The organism is Pseudomonas sp. H3_A02 (assembly GCF_054671965.1).
This window is the reverse complement of the sequence record NZ_CP162807.1, coordinates 5,763,294-5,781,158: the sequence shown is the minus strand read 5'-3', so window position 1 is coordinate 5,781,158 and position 17,865 is coordinate 5,763,294. Positions and strand designations below refer to the sequence as shown.

Here is a 17,865-nt window from a genome sequence, read left to right as displayed (position 1 = left end):
TGTGTTCGAGCTTCAACTCTGTGGGAGCAAGGCTTGCCCGCGATGAGGGCAGAACAGGCACTGTTGGCCTAAAGGTTGACTGCTTACTCTGTACCGCTCAGTCTCCCAAGGCTTTTTTCCAGACTCAAACAAGGAGGTCACCCATGCCCTTTGCAACGATCGACGGACAACCGCTTCACTACCTGGACCAAGGCCAGGGCCCGGTGGTGCTGCTGGGCAGCAGCTATCTGTGGGACCACACCATGTGGGCGCCGCAGATCGAGGTGTTATCCCGGCATTACCGGGTCATTGCCTTGGACCTGTGGGGCCACGGCCAGTCCGGGCGATTGCCCGAGGGCATGACCTCCCTGGACGACCTGGCCCGCCAGGCATTGACGTTGATGGATCACCTGGACATTGACTGCTTCCACCTGGTCGGGCTTTCGGTGGGCGGGATGTGGGGCGCTCGGCTGGCGCTGGCGGCGCCTGAGCGCGTGCAGTCGCTGGTATTGATGGACACCTACGTCGGCGTCGAGCCGGAGCCGACCCGGCTTTATTATTTTTCACTGTTCGACAAGATCGAGGCCATCGGCAGCATTCCCGAGCCGTTGCTGGACATCGTCGTGCCGATCTTCTTCCGGCCGGGTATCGATCCGCAGTCGGCGCTCTATCAACAGTTCCGCGCCACATTGGCCGCGCTGCCGACTGAACGACTGCGCGACAGCATCGTGCCGCTGGGGCGGATCATTTTCGGTCGGGACGACATCCTGCCACGCCTGCATGCCCTGGATGCCAAGGGCACAGTGGTGATGTGCGGCGACCAGGACAAACCGCGTCCGCCGTCCGAGGCGTTGGAAATGGCCGAGTTGATCGGGTGTGCCCGTGTGTTGATTCCGGAGGCGGGGCATATCTCCAACCTGGAGAACCCGCAATTCGTGAACGAGGCGTTGCTGGAGTTCCTGCGTCGCTGACCGTTGTCATCGCGTGCAGGGATTTTGTGACCGATGCAAATCCACTGTGGGAGCGAGCTTGCTCGCGATAGCGGTATGTCAGTCACCTCAATGCTGACTGATCTGCCGCAATCGCGAGCAAGCTCGCTCCCACAGGGGGGCTGCAGTGGCGGTCTGGCGGTCGGTCACTTCGGCCCGAGAATCTTCACCAGCTTGTCCGGCGACGGCGCGCCTTGCTGCTGTTGCAGGTCGCCTTTCTCATCCAGGTAGAAAATCGCCGGGGTGGCGGACAGTTCCAGTTCGTCCATCAACTGCTGGTTGGCGTCCAGTTTGGCCTGGATGGCGGGCGGTATGTCCTTGAGTGGTTTGAGCGGGCTGCCCTTGCCGGCTTTTTCATGCTCGGCCAGGGTTTTTTCCGGGTCCTTGGCGGCCAGCAAGGCGGCGGATTTACCTGGGCTGTCTTCGCGGATGATGCCCACCATGATGTGGCGCAACTGCACCTTGCCAGCCTTGACCCAAGGCCGGGCCTGCTCCCAGAACATGTTGCAGTAAGGGCAGTTCGGGTCGCTGAACAGGTACACCGTGCGTGGTGCGTCCTTGTTGCCGTCGGCGATCCAGTTGCTCGCTTCCATCTTCGCCCAGATGGCCTTGGCCATCGGTGCATAGACCAGTTTTTGCAGCGGCTCGGCGCTCAGGTCCTTGCCGTTTGCGTCGTACAGGTTGCCCAGCAGGACATGCTGCCCATCCGGGGTCAGGTACAGCGCCATGCCACGGTTCTGGTATTGCGCGGCGTAACCGCGCAACCCGTCCGGGGCCTCGAAGGTGCCGATGATTTTCGCGCCCTTGGCTTCGATCTTCTTGATGGCCGCAGGCAATTCTTCGGCCTGGAGCAACGGGGCCTGCGACAGTGTGGCGGCAACGGCCAGGGTCAGCAGGTGGCGGAGGCGGGGCATGGCGGTTTCCTTGTGGCGGAGTGGGGCACCGTGGTCGAGCCCGGTGTTTCGAAGTTTTCCAGGGCGCGGGCCAGGCTCGCTTCCGACAATTCGCCCAGGTGGCTGCCCAGCAGGCGGCCGTCGGCGCTGTAGAACAGGGTGGTCGGCAGGGCCATGGAACCCACGGCCTGGCCGAGGCGGCCGCTGCCATCGAACAATACGTTGGTCAGGCTCAGGCCCTGGGTGGCCAGGTAGGTGCTGACGCTTTGCATGCTTTCGGCCTGGTTGACGAACAGGAAGGTCAGGTCCGGGCGCTGTTGCTGGGCTTCTTCGAGCACCGGCATTTCTCGCCGGCAGGGCGGGCACCAGGTGGCCCAGAGGTTGATCACCAGCGGGCCGCCCTGGTAGTCGGTGAGCTTCACGGTCTGGCCGTCGGCGGTGCGCAGGGTGATGTCCGGCAGTCGGGTGCCTTGTTCATAAATCGTCAGCGACAGGGTCGCCACCAGCCAGAACAGCAGGCCGCTGCCGACGCCGAAGCCCAACGGTCGGCGCAGGGCCGGGCGGTGCCGGGCCCACAACAAGGCGCCGATCAGCAGCGCCACAATCCCCGGCCAGGCGAGGAAGCCGCCGTCGCGCAGGTCGACGATCTGCCAAGGGTCGTCGCGGTAATGTTGCCAATAGGCGACGACGAAGCCGATCCTCGCGGCCAAAAGCCCCAGTAGAAACAGCACGAACAGCACCGACTCGGGGTTCTCGCCACCGCGCTTGGCCACCCGCCAGCCGACGAACGTCGCCAGGGCCAGGGCGCTGATCAGCAACAGGTGGTTAAGGGCGATGGCGAAGGTGCCGAGGGTGAACGTCAGCATCAGCGTGCGTCCCGGGTGAGGTTCCAGCGCTCCAGGAACGCCTTGGCGTCGACTTCCCCGGTGATCCGCTGGCTGCGGCGCTCTTCACCGTCGGCGCCGATCCATAGCAGGCTCGGCGGCCCCGGTACCTGGTAACGGCTCAGCAGCTCGCGGCTGGCGGGGCTGTCGGCGGTGACGTCGAGGCGCAGCAGGCGCACGCCTTGCAGGGCGTCGAGTACCTCGGCGCGGCCGAATACCTGTTTTTCCATGATCTTGCAGGACACGCACCAGTCGGCGTAATAGTCCAGCAGCACCCACTGCCCCTGGGCCTTGGCGGCATCCAGTTCCCGTTGCAGGGCGGCGGGCTCGCTGACGGTAACGAAGGTGTCGTGGACGCTGACGCTCGCGCTGCCCTCGCTGCCGGCGTAGACCTTCAGGGGTTGGAAGAGGTCATCGCCACCGCCCGCTGCGCCAATCACCAGCAGGCTGCCCCACAGGCCGAACAGCAACGAAGCGCTGCCGCAGAGGTAGGCCATGCGGCCGAAGCCTTCGGTCTGGCGCCAGGCGCTATAGGCGGCGATCAACAGCAGCACGCCCCACAGGCCGATCCACAGCGAGCCGTCGATGATCGGGCGAATCATCAGCAGCGCGGTGCCCAGGAACAGGAAGCCGAACACGCCCTTGAGCAGGTTCATCCAGGCGCCGGGCTTGGGCAGGAAGCGGTTGCCCACGGTCACCAGCAGCAACAGCGGCAGACCCATGCCGATGCCCATGGTGAACAGGATCAGCCCGCCGTGCAGCGCATTGCCGCTCTGGGCGATGTACAGCAGGGCGCCGGCCAGCGGGGCGGTCATGCACGGGCCCACCAACAGGCCGGACAACGCCCCGAGAATACCGGCGCCCACCAGGCTGCCACCGCGCCGCTGGCGTCCGGCGTTTTCCAGACGGTCACGCAGCGCCGCCGGCAATTGCAATTCGAAGAAACCGAACATCGGCAACGCCAGCAACACGAATACGGCCGCGAAGCTGCCCAGCAGCCATGGTTGTTGCAGCAGTGCCTGCAGGTTAGCCCCCAGCAGCGCGGCGAGCACGCCCATGGCCGCATACACCAGGGCCATGCTGATCACGTAGCTGCCGGCCAGGGCCAGGCCGCGTCTCGGTCCGGCGCCGCTGCCCACCACCAGCCCGGCCAAAATCGGCAACATAGGTAGCGAACAAGGGGTGAACGCCAGCAGCAGGCCCAGGCCGAAGAACACCAGCAGGCTCCAGCCCAAGGCCCGTTGTTGCAGGCCGCTGGCCAGGGCCTGGTCCGGCGCCTCGCCGGTGGCCGCCGCGGGTGCGCTGCCACCCAGGTCAATCACCTGGGTCTGGGGTGGATAGCACAGGCCGGCGTCGGCACAGCCCTGGAAGCCCACCTTGATCTTGCCCGTGGCACCGGCGGGTATCTTCAGTTCCAGCGCCTGGCGATAGACTTGCTGGTCGCCGAAAAACTCGTCGCTGTGGGCCTCACCCTCCGGCAGCTGCGGTTTCTGCGCCTCGGCCAGGCCATCGAACTTGAGCCGCTGCTTATACAGGTAGTACCCATCGGCGATCTGCCAGAACAGCTGCGTCTGACCGGAGTCCAGGCGTTCGGAGGTCAACACGAACGCCTTTTCCACCGGCAGGAAATCGGGTTTGGTTTCGAAGGGATTGGCGGCCTGGGCCAGGCCCGAGATCAGGAACAGCCACAGCAAAAACAATCGACGCATGGATAAAGCCTTAGAACGAAGCAAGTGGAAAACACAATGGCGGCTGGCGATTAACCGTCGATTAACCCGGCGACGACCGGCAGGCCGCAATGATCGCCCATGTTGGCCGTACTCGTCGCATAATGTCGGCTTAATCGGCCGGCGGCCTAATGTACCTTTTTCCACGGGGCTTACCATGCGCGTACTGGTCTGCGAAGACGATGAGTTGATTGCCAGCGGGATCGTTGCCGGCCTCACGGCGCAGGGCCTGACGGTCGAGCACGTGGCCACCGCATCGGCGGCGCGGGCGATGGTCGGCGTGGCGGAGTTCGATGTCATGGTGCTGGACCTGGGATTGCCCGATGAGGACGGTCTCAAGTTGCTCCGGCAACTGCGTCAGCAGGGGCTGGAAACGCCGGTGCTGATCCTCACCGCCCGTGACTCGGTGACCGACCGGGTCGATGGCTTGCAGGCCGGCGCCGATGACTATCTGCTCAAACCCTTCGACCTGCGCGAGCTCGCGGCGCGCCTGCATACGTTGCTGCGGCGCGTGGCGGGGCGTAGCGTCAACCTGATCGAGCACGGTCGCCTGACCTACGACCCCAGCAGTCGGGAGACCACCCTGGACGGCCAGCCGGTGGATCTGTCCCGGCGCGAGCAATCGCTGTTGCAGGCGCTCTTGCACAGTCGCGGTCGGGTGCTGTCCAGCGAGCAACTCAAGGACAGCGTCTACGGGTTCAACGACGAACTGGAAAGCAACGCCCTCAACGTCCATATCCATCACCTGCGGCGCAAGCTGGGTAACGGCATTGTCGAGACCGTGCGCGGCCTGGGTTATCGCCTGGGGCCGGCCGACGGCGGAGAGTCCTCCAAGTGATGAGCCTGCGACTGCGCCTGAGCTTGACCCTCGGCGCGGCCTTCGCCCTGATCTGGGCCCTGGCCGCGGCGTGGATGCTCAGTGACCTGCGCAACCAGATGATGTTCTCCCTCGACCAGCGTCTGGTGGCCTCGGCGCGGATGGTCGCCGGGTTGCTGGAACAGATGCCGCCGTTGCCCAGCAAGGGCGACGGCACGCATTTGAGCTCCGAGCAATTGAGCATTCCCGGCGGCATGGCCTGCCAGGTCAGTTCCTTGCGCGGGGAGATTCTGGCCCGCAGCCACGGCACCCCGGAACAGGTCCTGGAAGCCGAGAAAATGGGCTTCCACGACCAGATGATCGACGGCGCGCCCTGGCGCAGCTTCACCCTGGCCCGGGGCGACTTGCGCATCACCACCGCCGACCGCCAGATCGAGCGCGAAGCCCTGAACATGTCGATACTGCTGGCCGCCTCGGTGCCGGTGGGCGTGGCGTTGCTCGGTTGCCTGTGCCTGTTGTGGCTGGGCATCGGCCAGGGCCTGGCGCCGCTCAACCGCATGCGCGATGCGCTGATGCGGCGTAATGCCGACTCTCTGGAGCCCTTGCAGATCCATCCGCTGCCCAGCGAGTTGCGACCCTTGCTGGAGACCCAGAACCAGTTGTTCCAGCGCATCGGCAAGACCATCGAACGCGAGCGCCGGCTGACCGGCGACGCCGCCCACGAACTGCGCAGCCCACTGACCGCCATCAAGACCCACCTGCAAGTGGCGCGCATGACCGAGGGCGCCGCCCGTGACCAATCCCTGGCCCGGGCCGAGGAGGGCGCCGACCGCTTGCATCGCACCCTCGAACAACTGCTGTTGCTGGCGCGGGTCGAAGGCAGCCTGTCGTTCGACGATGGCGTGCACTGCAATGCCGAGCAGGTCGCGCGATTGGCGATCCAGGACTCGGCCAGCAGCGATTCCCGGCGAATCAAGCTGCACCTGGCCCCAGGGCTGTCCGATGCACCGGTGCAGATGCCGGCGGTGCTCTCCATCGCCGCCTTGCGCAACCTGCTGGATAACGCCCTGCGCCATACCCCGGACGATACCGATGTGGAACTGAGCCTGGAAATGATTGGCCAGCGCGTACGCTTCCAGGTCCGCGATCATGGCCCGGGCATCGCCGCCGACGACATTCAGCACCTGACCCAGCGCTTCTGGCGCAACGGCCAGAGCACCGGCTGCGGGCTAGGGCTGGCGATCGTCCAGGCCATTGTCCAGCGGTGCGGCTGCGGGCTGCATTTCGACAGCCGCCCGGATGGGTTGCGGGTCGAATTGACGATGCCGGTGCAGGTGCTGCCCGGTTAATTATCTGTGGGAGCAAAGCTAGCTCGCGAGGCAGGCACCTCGGTCTGACTGTTGGCCAAGGTGCTGCCATCGCGAGCTAGCTTTGCTCCCACAGGTTTTGCTCCCACGGAATTTGCTTCTTCAGGCTTGTGTACATCTGCTGTAACGATCCGCCATTGGCGCCTCGGCCTTATCCGGGTCTATGTTTTTTTCAGCTCGACTCAAGGACTGAGGAAAACCGCGCCATGGACACGTTCATCGAAATCTGCACGGCCACGCCCAGCGATGCCGGCATCATCAGCCGGATCGCCGAACGCTCCATACGGATCGGGTGTGCCGCCGAACACCGCAACGACCCCACTATCGTCGCCGCCTGGGTACGCAATAACACCCTTGCGCATATCCACCCCTGGTTGGCCGACCCACGCTTGCGCCTGACCCTGGCACGTTTGCAGGGGCGGCCGGTGGGTGTCGCCATGACCTCGACCAGTGGCCGGATCGCCTTCTGCTATGTACAACCGGAGTCCTTCCGCCGCGGTGTCGGCCAGGCGCTGGTGCGGGACATCGAGGCCTGGCTGCGCGGGCGCGGGGTGGCCTGGGTGCGTCTCAACAGCACCCGTAGCAGCCAGGCGTTCTATCGACACCTGGGCTTCGAGCAAAGCGCTGACGCCTTCGCCGTCGGCGGGGTCAAGTCCATCGCGATGCACAAGCCACTGATCGCGCCACTGGCGAAAGTGCTGCCCGCGAGTAAATCCGCCCGTGGCTGATGCGTTTCCACAACAGGAAACCTGCATGTGCGCCCCGACCGGATGCGCACCTGCCCGGTGTGTCGTTTTGGGTCACTACGTACTGTGGGGTCGAGAGATGTCAGTCGCCAACAGCCTTATCGAAGCACAGCCGGCCCGGGTCAGCCCGGTGCCGGCCGAGACGCTCTACCAGTTCAATGAATCACCACTGCTGGCGCGCCAGAGTCGGCAGGAATCCAATGCCCGCAGCTATCCACGGCGGATACCCCTGGCCCTCAAGCGCGCCAAGGGATTGTATGTCGAGGACGTCGAGGGCCGTACCTTCATCGATTGCCTGGCCGGCGCCGGCACGCTGGCGCTGGGGCATAACCACCCGGTGGTGATCGACGCGATCCAGCAGGTGCTGGCCGATGAACTGCCGTTGCACACCCTGGACCTGACCACGCCGGTCAAGGACCGCTTCGTCCAGGATCTGTTCGGTCTGTTGCCGATAGAGCTGGCCGCCGAGGCGAAAATCCAGTTCTGCGGCCCCACCGGTACCGACGCGGTGGAAGCCGCCCTCAAGCTGGTGCGCACCGCCACCGGACGCAGCACCGTGCTGTCGTTCCAGGGCGGTTACCACGGCATGAGCCAGGGGGCATTGAGCCTGATGGGCAGCCTGGGGCCGAAGAAACCCTTGGGCGCCTTGCTCAGCAGTGGTGTGCAGTTCATGCCATACCCCTACGATTACCGCTGCCCGTTCGGGCTGGGCGGTGTCGAGGGCGTCAAGGCCAACCTGCATTATCTGGAAAACCTGCTGAACGACCCGGAGGCCGGCGTGCAATTGCCGGCGGCGGTCATCGTCGAAGTGGTGCAGGGCGAGGGTGGGGTCATTCCCGCCGACCTGGACTGGCTGCGCGGCTTGCGGCGGATCACCGAGCAGGCCGGGGTGGCGTTGATCGTCGACGAAATCCAGAGCGGCTTCGGCCGTACCGGCAAAATGTTTGCCTTCGAGCATGCCGGGATCATCCCGGACGTGGTCGTGCTGTCCAAGGCCATCGGCGGCAGCTTGCCGCTGGCGGTGGTGGTTTACCGCGAGTGGCTCGACACCTGGCTGCCGGGCGCTCACGCCGGGACCTTCCGTGGCAATCAGATGGCCATGGCCGCCGGTTCCGCAGTCATGCGCTATCTGCGTGAGCACGACGTGCCGGCCCACGCCGCCGCCATGGGCGAACGCTTGAGCGAGCACCTGCGCATCCTGCAGCGGGACTTCCCGCAACTGGGCGATATCCGCGGTCGCGGGTTGATGCTTGGTGTTGAACTGGTAGACCCGGCGGGCAAGCCGGATGCCCTCGGTCATCCGCCCGTGCATGCACAGTTGGCGCCACGGCTGCAACGCGAATGCCTCAAGCGCGGGCTGATCCTGGAGCTGGGCGGCCGGCAGGGCGGCGTGGTGCGGTTCCTGCCACCGTTGATCATCACCCGGGCGGAAATCGACCGGGTCGCCGAGATTTTCGGGCGAGCCCTGCATGCGGCGGTCACCGACAGCTAATTTTCACCCGGCCCCGTACGTTCCTTTCATATCCTGGCTGCGTATGCGACGCAGCGAACCTCGAGCAAAGATGGAGAGACACCCATGACTTCAGTATTCGACCGCGAGGACATCGTCTTTCAGGTCGTGGTCAACCACGAAGAACAGTATTCGATCTGGCCGGACTACAAGGCCGTCCCCGAGGGCTGGCGCACCGTTGGCAAAAGCGGCTTCAAGAAGGAATGCCTGGCCTACATCGAAGAAGTCTGGACCGACATGCGCCCGCTGAGCCTGCGCAAGAAGATGGAGGAGCAGGCGGCTGCGGTTCATTGAATGTAGAACCTGTGGCAGCAAGGAAGCTTTCCACAGGATGGCTGCGGGAGGATGCAAATCCTGCAGTCACATCGGAACCCATGTGGGAGCGAGCTTGCTCGCGATGGCGGCGGATCAGCAACATCGATGCCGGCTGACACGCCGCCATCGCGAGCAAGCTCGCTCCCACAGGGACGGCCGGCGGTACCAGCTATTGCCCAATCAAAAAATCAATCAACGCCCGTGCCGCCGCTGGCAATTGTCGATGGGGCGGGTAGATGATCGAAAACGGTCGGCTGCGCCCGCCAACGTCCTCCAGCAACGCCACCAGTTCCCCACGCTCGATTCGCTCCCGGACAATGAAGTCATAGGTCTGGCAGATCCCCATCCCGGCCTGAGCCAGGGACACGATGCCCAATACATCGTCGGACACTTGCACATTGCCCGTCGGCAGCCATTCTCGATCTTCCTGATTTAAGCGAAACAGCCAGGGTGCGATGCGTCCGCTGCTGGGCATCACGAAGGGCAGGCAAGCGTGGGCAGCCAGTTCATCGAGGTGCCGGGGCGTTCCGGCGCGTTCCAGATACTGCGGCGCAGCCACCAGGCAAAGGCGGGCGTCTTCGAGTTTGCGCCCGACCAGCCCGCTGTCCGGCAGCGGCCCAAGGCGGATTGCCAAGTCATACCCCTCAGCGACCAGATCGACATTGCGGTTGGTGATGCTCAGTTCGACCCGAACTTGCGGGCACGCCTGGGCGAAACGCGACAGCAGCGATGGCAGGCGGTAATGACCGTAGGTGGTCGGTACGCTCAAGCGCACGCGTCCGGTCAAGACACCGTCCTGGCCCTGGATTCGCCGCTCGGCGTCGTCAATCAGGGCAAAGGCCGAGCGCGACTGTTCCAGGTACAACGTGCCGGCATCGGTCAGGTTCAGCCGCCGGGTCGTGCGTCGCAACAGTTGCACCCCGAGCCGGGCTTCGAGGCGGGAAATGGCGCGGCTCAGGACCGAAGGTGTGGTGCCCAGCGCCACGGCTCCGGCGCTGAGGGTGCCTTTCTCCACGACCGTGACGAAGGCCTCCACGTCGGCCAGATGATCGAATCGACGGGGCATTGTTGCCTCCAGGGGCCAAGTGATGTTCCGGAGAACAAGTTTATCGCCGGTAAGCGCATCAATACAGTGAGCGCATCTTTTCTCGAAGCGTTCTGGAGTCATCATGAAAAAGCTCACGACCTTGGCAACATCTGTCGTTCTGGCAGGCATCAGTGTCGCGGCCCATGCCGATAACGTGCTGGTGGTCCTGTCCGATTCCGATCATCTGGATCTGAAAAATGGCCAGGTCTTCTCCACCGGGTTCTATCTCAACGAACTGCTGCAACCGGTGAAACTGTTGCTGGATGCCGGTCACCAGGTGACGTTCGCGACGCCCGAAGGCAAGGCGCCGACGCTGGACCGGTCCTCGGTGGACAAGATGTATTTCAATAACGACTCGGCGGAGCTGGAGCGCTATCAGGCGTTGCTGGCGCAGTTGAACATCACGTCGGCCAAGGACTCGCCGGTGATCAGCCTGGCCCGTGTCGAGCAGATCGGCCTGGAACAGTTCGACGCCCTGTACATCCCCGGCGGACATGCGCCGATGCAGGATTTGCTGACGAGCGCACTGTTGGGGCGGGTGCTGACGCACTTCCATGACAAGGGCAAGACCACCGCGCTGGTTTGCCACGGGCCAATCGCGCTGCTGTCGACGCTGCCTGATGCCGAGGGTTTCGTGGGTCAGTTGGCCGCCAAAGGCCAGGCCTCGGGCAAGGCCGACTGGATCTATGCCGGGTACAAGATGACGGTGATCAGCAATCAGGAAGAAGAGCTGGCCAAGGGCCTGCTGGGCGGCGGGAGCATGAAGTTCTATCCGCAAACCGCGTTGGAGCAGGCGGGAGGGCACTACAGCAGCAACACCTCGCCGTGGACGTCCCATGTGGTGACGGATCGGGAATTGATCACGGGCCAGAACCCGGCGTCGGCGCTGGCGGTGGGGCAGGCGTTGGTCAAGCGTCTGAAGCGCTGACCCAGGAACACCACCGATTTCCCTGTGGGAGATTCTCCTGTGGGAGCGAGCTTGCTCGCGATAGTGGCGGATCAGCAACATTGATGCCGGCTGACACTCCGCAATCGCGAGCAAGCTCGCTCCCATAGGTTTTAGTGGTGTGGCGGTTTTATTTGAACCGCCGCTCCACCCCTTTCTCCACCAGGATCTTCGCCGAAATCTCTTCCACGGAAAAATGCGTGGAGTTGATATGGGGAATGTTCTCCCGCCGGAACAGGTTTTCCACCTCACGCACTTCGAACTCGCACTGGGCGTAGCTTGAATAACGGCTGTTGGGCTTGCGCTCGTTGCGGATCGCGGTGAGGCGGTCCGGGTCGATGGTCAGGCCGAACAGCTTGTGCTGGTGGGCGCGCAGGGCGCTGGGCAGTTGCAGGCGCTCCATGTCGTCTTCGGTCAGCGGATAGTTGGCCGCGCGGATGCCGAATTGCATCGCCATGTACAGGCACGTCGGTGTCTTACCACAACGCGACACGCCCACTAGGATCAGGTCGGCCTTGTCGTAATAATGCGTGCGGGCGCCGTCATCGTTGTCCAGCGCGAAATTGACCGCCTCGATCCGCTCCATGTAGTTGGAGTTGTGGCCAATGGAATGGGACTTGCCGACCGAGTAGGAGGAATGCTCGCTCAGCTCCTGTTCCAGGGGCGCCAGGAAGGTGGAAAAAATGTCGATCATGAAACCATTGGACGTTGCGAGAATCTCACGGATGTCCTGATTGACGATGGTATCGAAGATGATCGGGCGGAAACCGTCGGTTTCGGCGGCTTTATTGATTTGCTGTACCATGGCCCGCGCCTTGTCGACGCTGTCGATGTACGGACGTATGAATTTGGCGAAGGTAATGTTTTCGAACTGTGCCAACAGGCTTTGGCCTAGCGTTTCGGCCGTGATGCCGGTGCCGTCGGAGATAAAGAAAGCAGATCGTTTCATTTGCGCCTTGGGCCTTAAGCTAGTGAGCTAGTGACGATTCTTGGATATGATAGGCGCGATTTGCCGGCCGCCAGTGGCCTGCATTCTCACTTATTTTCCAGGTCCAGGCCATATCGCCGGCAAGCGCTCCCCTGGAGCCGCCGGTGCCTTGAGCTTTTCCAACACAGTTAGTGGAGAGATCACCTTGGTAGAGTACGTAGTTTCCCTCGATAAGCTCGGCGTCCATGATGTGGAGCATGTGGGGGGCAAGAACGCATCCCTGGGCGAGATGATCAGCAACCTCGCCGGTGCCGGCGTATCGGTGCCAGGTGGCTTCGCCACGACCGCCCAGGCTTATCGTGATTTCCTGGAACTGAGCGGCCTGAACCAGCAGATCCACGATGCGCTCGATGCCCTGGACGTCGATGACGTCAACGCCCTGGCCAAGACCGGTGCCCAGATCCGCCAATGGATCATGGAAGCCGAGTTCCCCGAGAAACTGAACGCCGAGATCCGTACCGCTTTCGCCAAGCTATCCGAAGGCAATCCCGACATCGCCGTCGCCGTGCGCTCCTCGGCCACCGCCGAAGACCTGCCGGATGCCTCCTTTGCCGGTCAGCAGGAAACCTTCCTGAACATCCGTGGCGTGGAAAACGTCATCCGTGCAGCCAAGGAAGTCTTCGCCTCCCTTTTCAACGATCGTGCCATTTCCTACCGCGTGCACCAGGGCTTCGACCACAAATTGGTCGCCCTGTCCGCCGGTGTGCAGCGCATGGTCCGCTCCGAAACCGGCACCGCCGGCGTGATGTTCACCCTCGACACCGAGTCGGGCTTCCGTGACGTGGTGTTCATCACCGGCGCCTACGGCCTGGGTGAAACCGTCGTGCAAGGCGCGGTGAACCCGGATGAGTTCTACGTTCACAAAGGCACGCTGCAAGCCGGTCGTCCGGCCATCCTGCGCCGCAACCTGGGCAGCAAGGCCATCAAGATGATCTACGGCGACGAAGCCAAGGCCGGTCGTTCGGTGAAAACCGTCGATGTGGACAAGGCCGAGCGCGCGCGTTTCTGCCTGAGCGACGCCGAAGTCAGCGAGCTGGCCAAGCAGGCGATGATCATCGAGCAGCACTACAAGTGCCCGATGGACATCGAGTGGGCCAAGGACGGTGACGACGGCAAGCTTTACATCGTGCAGGCCCGCCCGGAAACCGTGAAGAGCCGTACCCAGGCCAACGTCATGGAGCGTTACCTGCTCAAGGAAACCGGCACTGTGCTGGTGGAAGGCCGTGCCATCGGCCAGCGCATCGGCGCGGGCAAGGTGCGGATCATCAAGGACGTCTCGGAGATGGACAAGGTCCAGGCCGGCGACGTACTGGTCTCCGACATGACCGACCCGGATTGGGAACCGGTGATGAAGCGCGCCAGCGCCATCGTTACCAACCGCGGCGGGCGTACCTGCCACGCGGCGATCATTGCCCGTGAACTGGGTATTCCGGCTGTGGTGGGTTGCGGTAACGCCACCCAGCTGTTGAAAGACGGCCAGGGCGTGACCGTTTCCTGCGCCGAAGGCGATACCGGTTACATCTTCGAAGGGGAACTGGGCTTCGACATCAAGAAAAACTCCGTCGATGCCATGCCGGACCTGCCGTTCAAGATCATGATGAACGTCGGCAACCCGGACCGCGCCTTTGATTTCGCACAGTTGCCGAACGCCGGCGTGGGCCTGGCCCGCCTGGAATTCATCATCAACCGCATGATCGGCGTGCACCCCAAGGCACTGCTGAACTACGACGGCCTGCCCCAGGACATCAAGGACAGCGTCGACAAGCGCATTGCCGGCTACGACGACCCGGTCGGCTTCTACGTCGAGAAACTGGTGGAAGGCATCAGCACCCTGGCGGCGGCGTTCTGGCCGAAAAAGGTCATCGTGCGGCTGTCGGACTTCAAGTCCAACGAATACGCCAACCTGATCGGCGGCAAGCTCTACGAGCCGGAAGAAGAGAACCCGATGCTGGGCTTCCGTGGTGCTTCGCGCTACATCAGCGAATCGTTCCGCGACTGTTTCGAGCTCGAATGCCGCGCCCTCAAGCGCGTGCGCAACGAGATGGGCCTGACCAACGTCGAGATCATGGTGCCGTTCGTGCGGACCCTGGGCGAAGCGAGCCAGGTCGTCGACCTGCTGGCGGAAAACGGTCTGGCCCGTGGCGACAACGGCCTGCGCGTGATCATGATGTGCGAGCTGCCGTCCAACGCCATCCTGGCTGAAGAGTTCCTTGAGTTCTTCGACGGTTTCTCCATCGGTTCCAACGACCTGACCCAATTGACCCTGGGCCTGGACCGCGACTCCGGGATCATCGCCCACCTGTTCGACGAGCGTAACCCGGCGGTCAAGAAGCTGCTGGCCAACGCCATTGCCGCTTGCAACAAGGCCGGCAAGTACATCGGCATCTGCGGCCAGGGCCCTTCGGACCACCCGGACCTGGCCAAATGGCTGATGGAGCAGGGCATCGAAAGCGTTTCGTTGAACCCGGACTCCGTGCTGGAAACCTGGTTCTTCCTGGCTGAGGGTCAGGCTGCGGTCTGATTGAGTGAAGGGGCCTCGCCGGTAATGTAAGCCGGGTAACCTTTGTGGGAGCGAGCTTGCTCGCGATAGCGGGATGTCAGCCAAGATTGTTTTTGCTGATCCACCGCAATCGCGAGCAAGCTCGCTCCCACAGTCGTCTTTTTTTGTGCAAGAAGATTATGCAAAGCAGCAGCAACCTCTTTCCTGTCGCCTTGATCAGCGCCGAGCGGCGCGGTGATCTGAGCGAAGATGTCTATCGCTTGAAACCCGGCAACAGCCCGGACGCCAGTGTCGAACTGGCTGTCACCCGATTGGGCATGGCCGACGCCGGTGAAACCCGTGGCGTCCCGGTGATTCTGTTGCATGGCAGTTTTTCCAACCGGCGCTTCTGGTACTCGCCCAAGGGCCTGGGCCTGGGGGCGTACCTGGCACGCCTGGGGTTCGATGTGTGGATTCCCGAGATGCGCGGCCACGGCTTGTCCCAGCGCAACCAGGGCTATCGCAACAATCGTGTGGCCGACTATGCCCGTTACGACTTGCCGGCCATTGGCGCCTTCGTGCGTGAGCAGAGCGGGCAAGTGCCCCACTGGATCGGTCATTCGCTGGGTGGCATTACCCTGGCGGCAGCTTTGGGCGGCCACTACCTGGGTGAGCCCGCGGTGGCGTCGGCGGCGTTTTTCGGCACCCAGGTCAGCCGCACCTACTGGCCGCTGAAGATCCCGCCGGTGGAATGGAGCGGTCGCTTCATTCTCAAGCGTTTTGCCCAATTGTCCGGTTCAAGGCTCAAGCGCGGCCCCGAGGACGAACCCATCGGCCTGGCCCTGGAAAGCATGCGCTGGTACGGCCTGTTCGGGCGTTTCGGCGATGCCGAGAAAAACTGGTGGGCCGGGTTGGCCGATGTCCAGCTGCCGGTGCTGGCGGTGAGTGCAGCCGGCGATCACCAGGACCCGACCTGGGCGTGCCGCAAACTCTTCGATCAGATCGGTTCCGCGCACAAGCAGTTTGTCTGCCTGGGCCGGGGACAGGGCTTCAGTGACGATTTCGGTCACGTCGAGATGCTGGTCAGCAAAGCCGCTCACCTTGAGGTCTGGCCGTTGGTGGCCCGTTGGCTCGAGGATCAGCAGGCACCCTTGCTGGGCGAACAGCCCCAGCTGGCCGAGGCGGTTTGAAGCGAAGGCTCTGACAAGGGCATTTCGCTCTGGTCGGCTTGCGGCTAAGATATGACGCGTCTAGCGGTTCCAGTCACAAACGGTTGCTCATTCAGTCTGACGTTCCAGCCTTTCAGGAGTTGTTCGATGAACCATTACCTCACGCCCGACCTGTGCGACGCCTACCCGGAACTGGTGCAGGTGTTGGAACCGATGTTCAGCAATTTCGGTGGCCGCGACTCCTTCGGTGGCGAAATCGTGACCATCAAGTGCTTCGAGGACAACTCGCGGGTCAAGGAGCAGGTTGAACTCAAAGGCAACGGCAAGGTGCTGGTGGTCGACGGCGGCGGTTCCCTGCGTCGGGCACTGCTGGGGGACATGCTGGCGGAAAAAGCCGCGAAAAATGGCTGGGAAGGGCTGGTGATCTACGGTTGCATCCGTGACGTCGATGTCATCGCCCAGACCGACCTCGGGGTCCAGGCCCTGGCCAGCCATCCGATGAAAACCAACCGGCTCGGCGTCGGCGAGCTCAATGTAGCGGTGACCTTTGCCGGCGTGACGTTCCGCCCGGGTGAGTATGTCTATGCCGACAACAACGGCGTGATCGTTTCGCCAAGCCCGCTGAAAATGCCTGAATGAAGCACCACTGCCATAAGGGATGAGGATGTTCGAGGAAGAAAACGCGCAATGGGGGCTGGTGCATGCCCTGGTGCTGGATGGTAAAGGCGGCGCGCGTTCCATAGCCCGGACCGAACTCGACGATTTGCAGTTGCAGGCCCACGAAAGCCTGTGGCTGCACTGGGATCGCAGTCATCCGCAAACCCACACCTGGCTGCGCAAATCCAGCGGCTTGAGCGAATTCAACTGCGACCTGCTGCTCGAAGAGAACACGCGGCCGCGGTTGTTGCCGTTGCCCAATGCCGAGATGCTGCTGTTCCTGCGGGGGATCAACCTCAACCCGGGCGCCGAACCTGAAGACATGGTCTCGGTACGGATCTTCGCGTCCGCCCAGCGGGTGATCTCCCTGCGCCTGCGGCCGTTGCGCGCTACCGATGAATTGTTGGCGCAACTGGCTGAAGGCAAGGGGCCTGAAAACGCCTCTGAGCTCATCCTTTATATGGCGCAATACCTCACCGACAAGGTGCAGGACCTGGTCACTTGCCTCTCGGAAATCGTCGATGGCGAGGAAGAAAAACTCGACGCCGACGAACGGTATGCACCCGAGCATGACGCCATTTTGCACATCCGTCGAAGGGCCGCCGGACTGAAGCGTTTCCTGGCACCACAACGGGATATTTTCGGCCAGATGTCGCGGATCAAGTTGCCATGGTTCCTGGAGGAAGACGGCGACTATTGGAACGAATTGAACAACAGCCTGACCCGTTATCTCGAAGAGCTTGAATTGACCCGAGAGCGCGTGGGGCTTGTGCTGGAGGCTGAAGACCGGCGACTTTCGGTGCGCATGAACCGCACCATGTACCGCTTCGGCATCGTCACCGGGATTTTCCTGCCGATGAGTTTTCTCACCGGTCTTTTGGGTATCAACGTCGGCGGCATTCCGTTCTCCGAAAGTCCCTACGGTTTCATGGTCGCGTGCCTGCTGATGATCTGCGTGGCGCTGGGGCAGTGGTGGTTGTTTCGCCGCTTGCGCTGGGTGTGATGGGGTTTCATGTGACCCGACCAAATGTGATCGCGTCTTCCACAGACATCACGAGAGGTGCGTATGCACGATCCGTTTGAACAGTCTTTGCGCGACATGCTCAAGGCTTCGCCGTCCAGCCGGGACGACGACGCGTGCTTGGGGCGTGTACTGAAAACCGCCAACCGCCAGGTCGGTGCGGGCGATCTGTTCAGCCTGCTGGGCCGTTGGTTGCCCGCGCTGATGATCGCCCTGAATAATGGATCGGCCCATGTCTCGCCGGTTTCCCGCCGTAAACCTGTTGCTCGCACCGCTGATAAGGCTGATTGA

The 17,865-nt window shown here is 62.9% G+C and carries 17 protein-coding genes; 12 read left to right on the top strand and 5 right to left on the bottom strand.

Going from position 1 to position 17,865, the window contains the following annotated elements; genetic code table 11:
* Positions 1-143 precede the first annotated feature (143 nt).
* Positions 144-950: an alpha/beta fold hydrolase gene (locus AB4N80_RS25370; RefSeq protein WP_122567873.1), complete on the top strand. Its 807-nt coding sequence runs from the start codon at positions 144-146 to the stop codon at positions 948-950.
* 164 nt (positions 951-1,114) lie between these two features.
* Here the strand turns inward: AB4N80_RS25370 and dsbG are convergent, their stop codons facing one another.
* The 3 genes from dsbG to dsbD are packed head-to-tail and all read right to left on the bottom strand — an operon-like array spanning position 1,115 to position 4,454.
* Positions 1,115-1,882, bottom strand: a complete 768-nt coding sequence (gene dsbG, locus AB4N80_RS25365) for a thiol:disulfide interchange protein DsbG (RefSeq protein ID WP_122567874.1) — start codon at positions 1,880-1,882, stop codon at positions 1,115-1,117.
* Positions 1,858-2,727: a TlpA disulfide reductase family protein gene (locus AB4N80_RS25360; protein ID WP_122567875.1), complete on the bottom strand. Its 870-nt coding sequence runs from the start codon at positions 2,725-2,727 to the stop codon at positions 1,858-1,860. The genes dsbG and AB4N80_RS25360 overlap by 25 nt, the downstream gene beginning before the upstream one ends.
* Positions 2,727-4,454 carry a protein-disulfide reductase DsbD gene (dsbD, locus tag AB4N80_RS25355; RefSeq protein ID WP_305470339.1) on the bottom strand — a complete coding sequence of 576 codons (1,728 nt, stop codon included), beginning with the start codon at positions 4,452-4,454 and terminating at the stop codon, positions 2,727-2,729. Before dsbD ends, AB4N80_RS25360 begins: the two co-directional genes overlap by 1 nt.
* Positions 4,455-4,629: 175 nt before the next feature.
* Here dsbD and AB4N80_RS25350 point away from each other — a divergent pair, with 175 nt between their 5' ends.
* The 5 genes from AB4N80_RS25350 (at position 4,630) to AB4N80_RS25330 (ending at position 9,206) form a co-directional block, all read left to right on the top strand.
* Complete coding sequence (locus AB4N80_RS25350; protein ID WP_122567877.1) at positions 4,630-5,310, top strand: response regulator; 681 nt, start codon at positions 4,630-4,632, stop codon at positions 5,308-5,310.
* Positions 5,307-6,638 carry an ATP-binding protein gene (locus AB4N80_RS25345; RefSeq protein ID WP_122567878.1) on the top strand — a complete coding sequence of 444 codons (1,332 nt, stop codon included), beginning with the start codon at positions 5,307-5,309 and terminating at the stop codon, positions 6,636-6,638. The genes AB4N80_RS25350 and AB4N80_RS25345 overlap by 4 nt, the downstream gene beginning before the upstream one ends.
* A gap of 224 nt (positions 6,639-6,862) precedes the next feature.
* The gene (locus AB4N80_RS25340; RefSeq protein ID WP_122567879.1) at positions 6,863-7,384 is read left to right on the top strand and encodes a GNAT family N-acetyltransferase; all 522 of its coding nucleotides are present in this window, start codon (positions 6,863-6,865) and stop codon (positions 7,382-7,384) included.
* 97 nt (positions 7,385-7,481) lie between these two features.
* Positions 7,482-8,894: an aspartate aminotransferase family protein gene (locus AB4N80_RS25335; protein ID WP_122567880.1), complete on the top strand. Its 1,413-nt coding sequence runs from the start codon at positions 7,482-7,484 to the stop codon at positions 8,892-8,894.
* 84 nt (positions 8,895-8,978) lie between these two features.
* On the top strand, positions 8,979-9,206 hold the full coding sequence (locus AB4N80_RS25330; protein WP_014337323.1) for an MbtH family protein: 228 nt from the start codon (positions 8,979-8,981) through the stop codon (positions 9,204-9,206).
* A gap of 190 nt (positions 9,207-9,396) precedes the next feature.
* Here the strand turns inward: AB4N80_RS25330 and AB4N80_RS25325 are convergent, their stop codons facing one another.
* Positions 9,397-10,293, bottom strand: a complete 897-nt coding sequence (locus AB4N80_RS25325; RefSeq protein ID WP_122567881.1) for a LysR family transcriptional regulator — start codon at positions 10,291-10,293, stop codon at positions 9,397-9,399.
* Positions 10,294-10,396: 103 nt separating this feature from the next.
* Here AB4N80_RS25325 and AB4N80_RS25320 point away from each other — a divergent pair, with 103 nt between their 5' ends.
* A complete protein-coding gene (locus AB4N80_RS25320) occupies positions 10,397-11,242 on the top strand; it encodes a type 1 glutamine amidotransferase domain-containing protein (protein WP_354336725.1) in 846 nt (281 codons plus the stop codon).
* Between the two features lie 148 nt (positions 11,243-11,390).
* Here the strand turns inward: AB4N80_RS25320 and ppsR are convergent, their stop codons facing one another.
* Positions 11,391-12,209 carry a posphoenolpyruvate synthetase regulatory kinase/phosphorylase PpsR gene (ppsR, locus tag AB4N80_RS25315; protein ID WP_003199510.1) on the bottom strand — a complete coding sequence of 273 codons (819 nt, stop codon included), beginning with the start codon at positions 12,207-12,209 and terminating at the stop codon, positions 11,391-11,393.
* 184 nt (positions 12,210-12,393) lie between these two features.
* Here ppsR and ppsA point away from each other — a divergent pair, with 184 nt between their 5' ends.
* From ppsA to AB4N80_RS25290, 5 genes are all read left to right on the top strand, one after another.
* Positions 12,394-14,769: a phosphoenolpyruvate synthase gene (gene ppsA / locus AB4N80_RS25310; protein WP_122567883.1), complete on the top strand. Its 2,376-nt coding sequence runs from the start codon at positions 12,394-12,396 to the stop codon at positions 14,767-14,769.
* Positions 14,770-14,927: 158 nt separating this feature from the next.
* Complete coding sequence (locus AB4N80_RS25305; protein WP_122567884.1) at positions 14,928-15,917, top strand: alpha/beta fold hydrolase; 990 nt, start codon at positions 14,928-14,930, stop codon at positions 15,915-15,917.
* Positions 15,918-16,043: 126 nt separating this feature from the next.
* Entirely contained in the window at positions 16,044-16,535 is a 492-nt protein-coding gene (rraA, locus tag AB4N80_RS25300) for a ribonuclease E activity regulator RraA (protein WP_122567885.1), read from the top strand.
* Positions 16,536-16,560: 25 nt separating this feature from the next.
* Positions 16,561-17,556 (top strand): zinc transporter ZntB, encoded by a 996-nt coding sequence (locus tag AB4N80_RS25295; RefSeq protein WP_122567886.1) that lies wholly within the window; start codon positions 16,561-16,563, stop codon positions 17,554-17,556.
* Between the two features lie 63 nt (positions 17,557-17,619).
* Positions 17,620-17,865, top strand: coding sequence for a CrfX protein (locus AB4N80_RS25290; RefSeq protein WP_122567887.1), 246 nt, complete (start codon positions 17,620-17,622; stop codon positions 17,863-17,865).